At 59.0% G+C, this 9,433-nt stretch carries 7 protein-coding genes and 1 pseudogene; 5 read left to right on the top strand and 3 right to left on the bottom strand.

Going from position 1 to position 9,433, the window contains the following annotated elements; genetic code table 11:
- Nucleotides 1–54: 54 nt before the first annotated feature.
- Both GE543_RS12280 and GE543_RS12275 read right to left on the bottom strand, forming a co-directional pair.
- Nucleotides 55–786 carry an aspartate/glutamate racemase family protein gene (locus GE543_RS12280; protein ID WP_371927156.1) on the bottom strand — a complete coding sequence of 244 codons (732 nt, stop codon included), beginning with the start codon at nucleotides 784–786 and terminating at the stop codon, nucleotides 55–57.
- A 10-nt stretch (nucleotides 787–796) separates the two neighbouring features.
- A complete protein-coding gene (locus GE543_RS12275; RefSeq protein ID WP_046237466.1) occupies nucleotides 797–1,516 on the bottom strand; it encodes a GntR family transcriptional regulator in 720 nt (239 codons plus the stop codon).
- Between the two features lie 344 nt (nucleotides 1,517–1,860).
- Between GE543_RS12275 and GE543_RS12270 the strand changes: the two genes are divergently transcribed.
- From GE543_RS12270 to GE543_RS12260, 3 genes are all read left to right on the top strand, one after another.
- On the top strand, nucleotides 1,861–3,312 hold the full coding sequence (locus GE543_RS12270) for an NCS1 family nucleobase:cation symporter-1 (RefSeq protein WP_003417967.1): 1,452 nt from the start codon (nucleotides 1,861–1,863) through the stop codon (nucleotides 3,310–3,312).
- Nucleotides 3,313–3,601: 289 nt separating this feature from the next.
- Nucleotides 3,602–5,677 (top strand): PAS domain-containing sensor histidine kinase, encoded by a 2,076-nt coding sequence (locus GE543_RS12265; RefSeq protein ID WP_153221531.1) that lies wholly within the window; start codon nucleotides 3,602–3,604, stop codon nucleotides 5,675–5,677.
- Nucleotide 5,678: 1 nt separating this feature from the next.
- A complete protein-coding gene (locus tag GE543_RS12260; RefSeq protein WP_249725236.1) occupies nucleotides 5,679–6,017 on the top strand; it encodes a hypothetical protein in 339 nt (112 codons plus the stop codon).
- A gap of 57 nt (nucleotides 6,018–6,074) precedes the next feature.
- Here GE543_RS12260 and GE543_RS12255 read toward each other — a convergent pair whose 3' ends face one another.
- The gene (locus GE543_RS12255) at nucleotides 6,075–7,058 is read right to left on the bottom strand and encodes a GlxA family transcriptional regulator (RefSeq protein ID WP_153221548.1); all 984 of its coding nucleotides are present in this window, start codon (nucleotides 7,056–7,058) and stop codon (nucleotides 6,075–6,077) included.
- A gap of 394 nt (nucleotides 7,059–7,452) precedes the next feature.
- On the opposite strand from GE543_RS12255, the pseudogene GE543_RS27860 reads away from it, so the two are divergent.
- Nucleotides 7,453–8,487, top strand: a pseudogene (locus tag GE543_RS27860) (cache domain-containing protein); the annotation flags it as partial.
- Nucleotides 8,488–8,502: 15 nt separating this feature from the next.
- Nucleotides 8,503–9,342: a methyl-accepting chemotaxis protein gene (locus GE543_RS27855; RefSeq protein WP_371927157.1), complete on the top strand. Its 840-nt coding sequence runs from the start codon at nucleotides 8,503–8,505 to the stop codon at nucleotides 9,340–9,342.
- Nucleotides 9,343–9,433: the final 91 nt, after the last annotated feature.

The following is a 9,433-nucleotide window of genomic DNA, read 5'->3' as shown; positions in this document are numbered from 1 at the left end:
CATGCCGCCCCTTTCGCGAACACGTTCGCTCCTGCGCCCTGCGGGCAAACGCCATCACCGGCTCAGATAAGCAAACCGGCCTTTGAACGGTTTGCCGATGGGGTCGGCCAGGTCGCCGTGTTTGCTGGTGGTCAGGCCCAGGTCCACCAGCGATTCGGCCAGTTTCACCGCCGCAGCCACGCCGTCGATGACCGGCAGGCCGATCGCCTCGCTCAGTTGCCTGCCCAGATCCGCCATCCCGCCGCAACCCAACACAATCGCTCCGGCCCCTTCTTCGTCACGGGCGCGACGGGCCTGTTCGGCCATGCATTCGATGAGCTCCGGCCCGCTTTCCTCCAGCGCCAGCACCGGCAGATCGATACAACGCACCGATGTGCACAACTCACTGAAGCCATAACGCTGCAACAGATGCTCGGCAATGATCCGCGTGCGGGTCAGCGTGGTGACCACGGCGAAACGGGTGGAAATCAGGCTGGCCATATGAAAGGCCGCTTCGGCGATGCCGATCACCGGGGCGCTGGCGTACTCGCGTGCCGCCAGCAGGCCGGGGTCGCCGAAACAGGCGATGATGTGCGCGTCGACCTGTTGCTCGCGTCCCTTGCGCACTTCTTCCAGCACGCCCAGCGTCGCTATCGCCTCATCGAAATGGCCTTCGATGGACACCGGGCCATCCGCCGGACTGCAGGCGATGATCTGCGTGCCGGGGCGCGCTATGGCTTGCGCGGCCAGGCCGATCTTGTGGGTCATGGCTTCGCTGGTATTGGGGTTGATCACTTGAATACGCACCGGAACTCCTTCAGCGCCGTTTGAAAATGCTATGAAAATCTACTGTCTCGCTGAGCGGCGTATCTACATTCAGGCTGGCGCGAATGCGGCGCAAATGCTCGGCCATCCACTCGCGTGCCTGTTCGCCTTGCCCGCTTTCGAGCAAGGCCAGCAAGTCGACATGCTGGCCACAATCACAGCCGACACTGCGTCGCGAGCCGTACACCGCCACAATCAACGACGACCGCGTGGTGAGCTGCGCGACCTGTTCGGTCAACACCTGATTGCCCGCCAGCGCGCTCAACTGCACATGAAAGCGCGCCGACAGTTGAATCGCTTCGCTGTGGCGCCCCGCATGTTGCGCCTCATGCTCCTGAGCGCAGAGCGCACGCAGGGCTTGCAGACGCTGACCACCGACTCGGGTGGCGATATCGGCCATCAGCGCGGGCTCGATCAGTTGCCTGGCACCCAATACATCCTGTGCCTCCTGAGCCGACGGTTGCGCGACCTCAGCGCCACGCTTGGGGCGCAAGGTCACCAGTCGTTCCAGCGCCAGGCGCTGCAAAACCTTGCGAATGCCGGTGCGGCTGATCTCGAACACTTCGGCCAGGGCGTCCTCGGGCAAGCGCGTTCCCGGAGCGAGCCGGTGTTCGACGATGGCTTCCAGGACATGCTGGTAAATCTGTTCGTCACGGCCCTTTTCATCAGCGGCAGGCGTGAGAAACAACGGGGCACTGTCAGGTCGGATCATGGCTTCACATCACATTGGCATTACAGATCGTATACAAGAATAGTGCCTGATGCGGAACATGATGAGTAGCGCGATTTGAATAAAACGCCAGCTAGCCACTCAACTGAAAACGCATGAGTCGCACCGTAAATGAGCAAAAGCGCCCTGTTTACGTGCACTTCAAGCACCTGCTCGGACTTTCCCGATTTACCCGCCCGCCTGAGTGGAAACGCCCTAAAACAAGACTCGCAGCCATTCCCTATCAACGAGAAATCGCATGGCACATGTTTTGCGTACACGATCGTATACAAAAAAATCATCGATCGTACTCCGATCCCGTTACGACACACCGAGGGAGTCACGCAATGACAGATCAACGCCCAGCCGGGTACAGCCCGCGCCTGCACAACCACGATCTGGGGCCGGTGCCGCAGAAGTGGACTTGGTACAACATTCTGGCGTTCTGGATGAGCGACGTGCACAGCGTCGGCGGCTACGTTTTCGCCGCCAGTCTGTTCGCCCTGGGCCTGGCCAGCTGGCAGGTGCTGATCGCCCTGCTGGTGGGGATCTGCATCATTCAGGTGATTGCCAATCTGGTCGCCAAACCCAGTCAGCAAGCCGCCGTGCCCTACCCGGTCATCTGCCGCCTGGCTTTCGGCGTGTTCGGTGCCAACATTCCCGCCATCATTCGCGGGCTCATCGCCGTGGCGTGGTACGGCATTCAAACTTACCTGGCGTCCAGCGCACTGGTGATCGTGGTGCTGCGTTTCTTCCCGGAACTGGCCGCGTATCAAAGCGTGACGTTTCTCGGTCTGTCCTGGCTCGGCTGGTTCGGCTTTCTCGCGTTGTGGGTGGTGCAAGCCGCGGTGTTCTGGACAGGTATGGAATCGATCAGGCGCTTCATCGACTGGGCCGGCCCGGCCGTGTACGCGGTGATGTTCGCCCTGGCAGGCTGGATTGTCTGGCGCGCTGGCTGGGACAACATCAGTTTTACCCTGGCTGAAAAGGAGTTGTCCGGCTGGGCGGCGTTCGGCCAGGTGGTCATGGCCATTGCGCTGGTAGTCTCGTATTTCTCCGGGCCGACGCTAAACTTCGGTGATTTCAGCCGCTATTGCCGCAGCATGGCCGACGTGCGCCGCGGCAATTTCTGGGGTTTGCCGGTGAATTTTCTGGCGTTCTCACTGGTAACGGTGGTGATTGTTTCAGGCACATTGCCGATTTTCGGCGAGATGATCCACGACCCGATCGCGACCGTCGCGCGCATCGACAACACCACCGCCGTGCTGCTCGGTGCCTTTACTTTCGTGACCGCTACGGTCGGCATCAACATCGTCGCCAACTTCGTTTCCCCCGCCTTCGACTTCGCCAACGTGGCGCCCAGCCGCATCAGCTGGCGTGCAGGCGGCATGATCGCTGCGGTGGCGTCGATCTTCATCACACCCTGGAACCTGTTCAACAACCCTGAAGTGATTCACTACACCCTGGACGTGCTGGCGGCCTGCATCGGCCCGCTGTTCGGCATCCTGCTGGTGGATTACTACCTGATCAAGAAGCAGCAAATCGATGTCGACGCCCTGTTCAATGACACGCCGAGCGGGCGCTACTGGTACACCAATGGCGTGAACTGGATCGCGGTCAAGGCCTTGCTGCTCACCGCACTGGTCGGTCTGTGCTTCACCTTTGTCGAGTGGTTCAAGCCGATTGCCAACTTCGCCTGGTTTACCGGATGCATCCTGGGCGGCGCAGTGTTTTATGCGCTGACCCGCTGGTCGCCGGTGCAGGCTGCCAACCTGCCTGCGCCTGTCGGACAGCATTGAGAGGTTGGCAAGACGTTAAATATTTGAATGAAACCAGCGCTTTCAGGTGATTCGCCAGCCCCGGCATGACCTGAAAGCGCCGCCCTGCCTGCTCCGCTGAAAATAGCGCGCACCTCAGATGATATTAATTTAATATCACTCCCTGCATGATCATGAAATGATCGAGTGTCACTCATCGCTTTGTCGGGCATCAGGCACAAAATAGAATAAATTTTGTACAACTTTCAGGCCGCTGCGCTGCCCTATGACTGAGTCTTTGTGAACCAGGCGTTCAAGTGGGTCGATAGTGATGAGCAATGATGTTTATGGCGGCAGGCCATTCGCCCCCCAGCCACCCCTTCCCGCGGCGCAGGAAGCGGCCGAGCGGCTGCAACTTACCCTCGATTCGGGGGCAGTTGTCGGCACTTGGGTGTGGGACATCATTGCCGATCATTTGACCGGCGATGAGCGTTTTGCCCGGACCTTCGGCTTGTGCCCGAAGCTGTGCGCCAAAGGCTTGCCACTGGAACTGGTGATTGCCTCTATTCATCCTGACGATTCGGCCAGAGTCGACAAGTCGATCGAGGAAGCGCTGCAGAGCAGCGAAACCTATCGATGCGAATACCGGGTTCTGCATGAAGACGGCATTTATCGCTGGATCGAAGCCAGCGGAAGAATCGAGCGCGACAGTCGCGGCAAACCTGTTCGCAGTCCGGGCGTGTTGCTCGATATAGACAGCCGTCGCACTGCCGAAGACGAGCGCGACCGGCTCAACGAGTTGTTGAGAATATTCACCGCTGCCGTTCCCGGCGTTGTCTACGCCAAGGATCTTGAGGGCCGCATGCTCGTTGCCAATCGTGGCACCGCTGACCTGATCGGCAAGCCGCCCGAGTTTTTCATTGGCAAGACGGACCTCGATTTCCTGGATGACCAGCAACAGGCGCGAATCCTCATGGAAACCGACCGCCGGATCATGCAGAACAACGTCAGCGAACAGATCGAAGAACAGGTCAACCTGGCTGATGGCTCTGCAGCGATATGGCTCTCGACCAAAGCGCCCCTGCTCGATGAAAACGGCGAGGTGATCGGCCTGATCGGCTCATCCATCGATGTCACCGCCAGAAAAAAAGCCGAAGAGGCGGTCAGAGAGCTCAACCAGACACTTGAACAGCGCATCGAACAGGCGGTTTTCGAACGCGAGCAAATCGAAGATGCCCTGCGCCACTCGCAGAAGATGGATGCCGTCGGGCAACTGACGGGGGGCATTGCCCATGACTTCAACAATTTGCTGGCCGGCATTTCCGGCAGCCTGGAACTGATCACCAAACGCTTGGCCCAGGGCCGCGTCGGTGACGTAGACCGTTACGTGTCGGTCGCCCAGGGCGCGGTACGCCGCGCGGCGTCGCTGACTCACCGCCTGCTGGCGTTCTCTCGACGCCAGACACTGTCGCCGAGAGTCACCGACGTCAACGGCTTGATTCATGACATGGAAGAGCTGATCGCCCGTACCGTCGGCCCGGAGATAGACATAAAGGTGGTTGCGCAGAATGACCTGTGGCCTGCGTTGATCGATCACGCCCAGCTGGAAAGCTCGCTGCTGAACCTGTGCCTGAACGCCCGTGACGCGATGCCCAACGGCGGGCGCATTATCATCGAGACCGCCAATGCGTCCCTTGAAGAGTGCACCGACCCGGACCACGGTATTCCCGCCGGCGAGCACCTGAGCATCCGCGTGACCGACACGGGCATCGGCATGAGCCCGGACATCGCCGCCAAAGCCTTTGAACCGTTCTTCACCACCAAGGCCATAGGTGCCGGCACCGGTCTCGGGCTGTCGATGGTGTATGGCTTTGTGCGCCAGTCCGGCGGGCAGATTCGCGTCGAGTCGATCGAAGGCCAGGGCACCAGCGTGGTCATGCACCTGCCCCGCCACACCGCTGAAAACGCTCCCCGCCCCGTCGAGCCGGAAGTCATCGAAGAACCGCCGCATCACACCGGCGAAACCGTTCTGATCGTGGACGACGAACCCTCGGTGAGGATGCTCGTCGCCGAAGTCATCAGCGGTCTGGGCTACAACTGCCTGGAAGCGGCAGACGCACAGTCAGGTTTGCAGATCCTGCAGTCGGACACACGCATCGACCTGCTGATCAGTGACATAGGCTTGCCAGGCGGCATGAATGGCCGGGAAATGGCCGATGCGGCCGGTGACTGTCGACCAGGCCTGCCGACCCTGTTCATCACCGGTTACGCCAAGACGTCGGTGCTCGACGATTGCCACCTGCGACCCTGCACGCAAGTGCTGACCAAGCCGTTCGGGCTGGACGCACTGGCCGGACGGGTGACAGGCCTGATCGGCGCTGACGCGGTCGCCCGCGGATATTCGTAGGGTGAATCCGACCACGCCAGATGGTCGGTATTTTGTGGTCAAGGGGCAACTCTGGCGATGCTCCAATCCCTCTTTGAGCGACGACGTCCGCCAGCATCTGGTGGATGAGCTGATGGCTGCGCGTCGTGCAGTCAAAGCCGCCAAGGCATCCGAAGACCCCGCAGCCCTGAAGGCGGCTCGTGCCAGTGTCGACAAGGCCAAAGTTGCACTGGGCGAGCGTGGTGAAGTGTGGTGGACCGATGGCGCCGAGGATTTCAATCGGCGCAAGGTGAAAAACACGCCTTATGCACAGTGGTATGCAGAGCATGAGGCGTCGGAAAAACAGACAAGCATTGAGTAAGCACGTTCATGCCACAAAACTTGATGATCGACACGATTGTGCTGCTCGCTCACTTGTTTATTTGACACGCCTTTTCTCCGCAGAGGGGCGGTAGCCGAAGTAGGAGCTGTAACACTTGCTGAAATGGCTCGGCGATACAAATCCGCACGCCACCAGCACTTCGGTTTGAGACAACTCGGTGTGCTGTAGCAACCGCCGAGCTTCGGTGATGCGAAGTTCCAGATAATAGCGCTGCGGTGTAGTGCCTAATTGCTCTTTGAACAATCGCTCAAGCTGACGTCGCGAACGCCCCCCATAAACGGCCAGCTCCTCCATTTCCAGAGGCTCCTCCAGATTCGACTCCATGAGCCGGATCACTTCGCGCAAAGGGGCGCTCACAGACAGTAACGGCGAGGTTTTGATACGCCGGTATCTGGACTCTTCGAATGAAAGAATGTCTTCAATACCCTCTACCAGCGCCTTGCCATGCAGACCTTTGATCCACTCCAAGGCCATATGATAGGCGCCTGTCGGACTTGATGCGGTCAGTCGGTCCCGGTCTGCGACATGCGCTTCACTGGTGACTTGGCCCACGCTGGCAATTTCCGCGAGAGCGGGTCGATGCTCCGGGTGAATCGCGCATCGGTAGCCATCCAGCAAGCCGGCCCGCCCCAGGAACCAGGCACCATTCCATAATCCTGCCAGGGTTACCCCCTGAGAGGCAGCGTCGCGCAACAAGCGGATCAGGTGATCGCTTGCCTTCAACTCGGTGCGATAGCCTCCGCAGATGACCAGCAGGTCCAGTCCTGCAAGGCTGTCACGCCCAAACAGATCGTCCGGGCGAATCACCAGCCCAAGATCGCTGACCACCTCGCCTTCGCCAAGACCCAGCGTGATGGTCGAAAACAGATCTCGTCGCAGCAGATTGGCCGTGACAATGGCGTCCAGCACCTGGGTGAAAGCAGGCAGCGAAAAGTGCTCCAGAAGAAGAAAACCGGCACGCGTTTGCCGTGTGGACTCAGGCTGTTCCTCTTTCAGAAAGCGAAGGTTTTTTCCTTGCATTGCGTCGCTGAATTTACGCCTGGCGATCACTTGAAACCTCGCTTGATTCACGCCAATTGAACACCACTCTTGCCGATGTACCTGTGCCGCCTGGTGAACGGTCCATGTCTTTTATCCCCATAAAAACCGCAGAGCTCAGGAAGCGTGAGACGTTGCAGAAAGGTATACATTGAAACCACGCGCTGAATGCGTTCCATGCACTTCATTTTTGTTTTCGTGACGTTATCAAAACATCATGAAAAACGCTGCGTCGCTTTCCGAAATGAATCCTGTCGTTTTGTGCACCGTCTATTTATATGACGGTCGGCATTCATTAATCAGCCTGCCAGCCGATAACACGCCGTTGCGTGCGCAGTACATCATTTCCGAGTAATACCTAAAGGCTCATACCGGCATGAGAAAATCGTTAAAATTCAGTCATAAAATCCTCTTGGCGGCATCCCTTGTGGTGATCGCCGCCTTCACCCTGTTCACCTTCTATAACGATTATCTGCAGCGCAATGCGTTGCGCGTTCAGCTCAAGGAGAACCTTAACCAGACGGGCGAAAGCACCGCCGGCAATATCCGTAACTGGCTTTCAGGGCGAATTCTTCTGGTAGAGAACCTGGCGGAAAACGCCTCTTCGCCTCAGTCCCCGGAAGAGCAGAATCGGGTGCTCGGCCGACCCACGCTGATCGCCACCTTCATGAGCATTTACCAGGGCAGAAGTGATGGCTCCTTCGTCACCCAGCCGCCTGATGACATGCCGGCCGATTACGACCCCAGAACCCGGCCGTGGTATGTCGATGCCGTTCGCGCCGGCAAAACCATCCTCACCGAGCCGTATCTGGACGCCGTGACCAAGGGTTTGATCGTGACCCTTGCCACACCGATCAAGGGTGAGTCTGGCGTGGCCGGTGTGATTGGCGGCGACCTGAGCCTGGAAATCCTGGTGAAGATGATCAGTTCGCTGCGGCTGCATGGCGACGGATACGCGTTTCTGGTCGACGCGAATGGCCGCATCCTGGTTCATCCGGACACCTCACTGGTGATGAAGACGCTGGCCGAAGTCTACCCGGCGAACACGCCCAGGCTGTCGCAAGACCTGAGTGAAAGCGAGCATGCCGGCAAGACTCAGATCCTGACCTTCGCTCACGTGGACGGCCTGCCCTCGGTCAACTGGTACGTCGGTGTAGCGATGGATAAAGACATCGCCTACGCGGCACTGGGCGAGTTCAGAAACTCAGCCATCGTGGCTACTGTGATTGCGGTGGTGCTGATCATCCTGCTGCTGGGCATGCTCCTGAGTGTCCTGCTGCGCCCACTGAACCTGATGGGTCGCGCCATGCACGATATCGCTGCCGGCGAAGGTGATCTGACCAAGCGTCTGATCATCGAGAGCCAGGACGAGTTCGGGCATCTGGGCAATGGTTTCAACCTCTTTGTAGAACGAATCCATGACTCGATGCGTGAAGTCGCCTCCTCCACCGTGCAGCTCAATGAAGTTGCCCAGCGGGTACTGAATGCGTCCAACTCGTCGATGCTCAACTCCGATCAACAGTCCCACCGCACCAACAGCGTCGCCGCAGCCATCAATGAACTGGGCGCAGCAACGCAGGAGATCGCCCAGAATGCCGCGCGCGCATCGGGTCACTCCAGCGATGCACGGACACTGGCGTCGGACGGGCAGGATGTGGTCGGGCAGAACATCTCGGCCATGAGCCGTCTTTCCAAGCGCATCAGCAGCGCAAGCGAGCAGATCGAAACGCTGAATACCAAAACAGCCAACATCGGCCAGATCCTGGACGTGATTACCGGCATCTCGCAACAGACCAATCTATTGGCCCTCAATGCGGCCATCGAGGCCGCGCGTGCGGGTGAAGCTGGCAGAGGTTTTGCCGTGGTCGCCGATGAAGTCCGCAGCCTGGCGCACCGAACCCAGGAATCAGCGAGTCAGGTGCAAGAGATGATCGAGCAACTGCAATCCGGTGCTCGTGAAGCAGTGTCGATCATGAACGACAGCCAGCGCGAAAGCGTTGAAACGGTCGAGATTGCCAACAAGGCCGTGACAAGTCTGGAGAACGTCACCGAGCGTATCGGCGAAATCGACGGCATGAACCAGTCGGTGGCGACTGCCACCGAAGAGCAGACAGCCGTCGTTGAAGCGATTAACGTGGACATCACCGAGATCAATACGCTGAACCAGCAAGGCGTAGAGAACCTGAACGCGACCCTGCGTGCGTGCACTGACCTTGAACAGCAGTCCACCCGGCTGACGCAACTGGTGGGCAGTTTCCGAATCTGAGGTGCCAAGGCCGCTGCCGGGAACTCTTCGCCAGCGGCCTGCCTTGCATAGATGTCGGGGAATAGCGCCAATCTCTCGTTTTGGCGGTATG

The organism is Pseudomonas sp. SZ57 (assembly GCF_009495975.1).
GTDB lineage: Bacteria > Pseudomonadota > Gammaproteobacteria > Pseudomonadales > Pseudomonadaceae > Aquipseudomonas > Aquipseudomonas syringae.
This window is presented reverse-complemented; position numbering and strand designations above follow the sequence as displayed.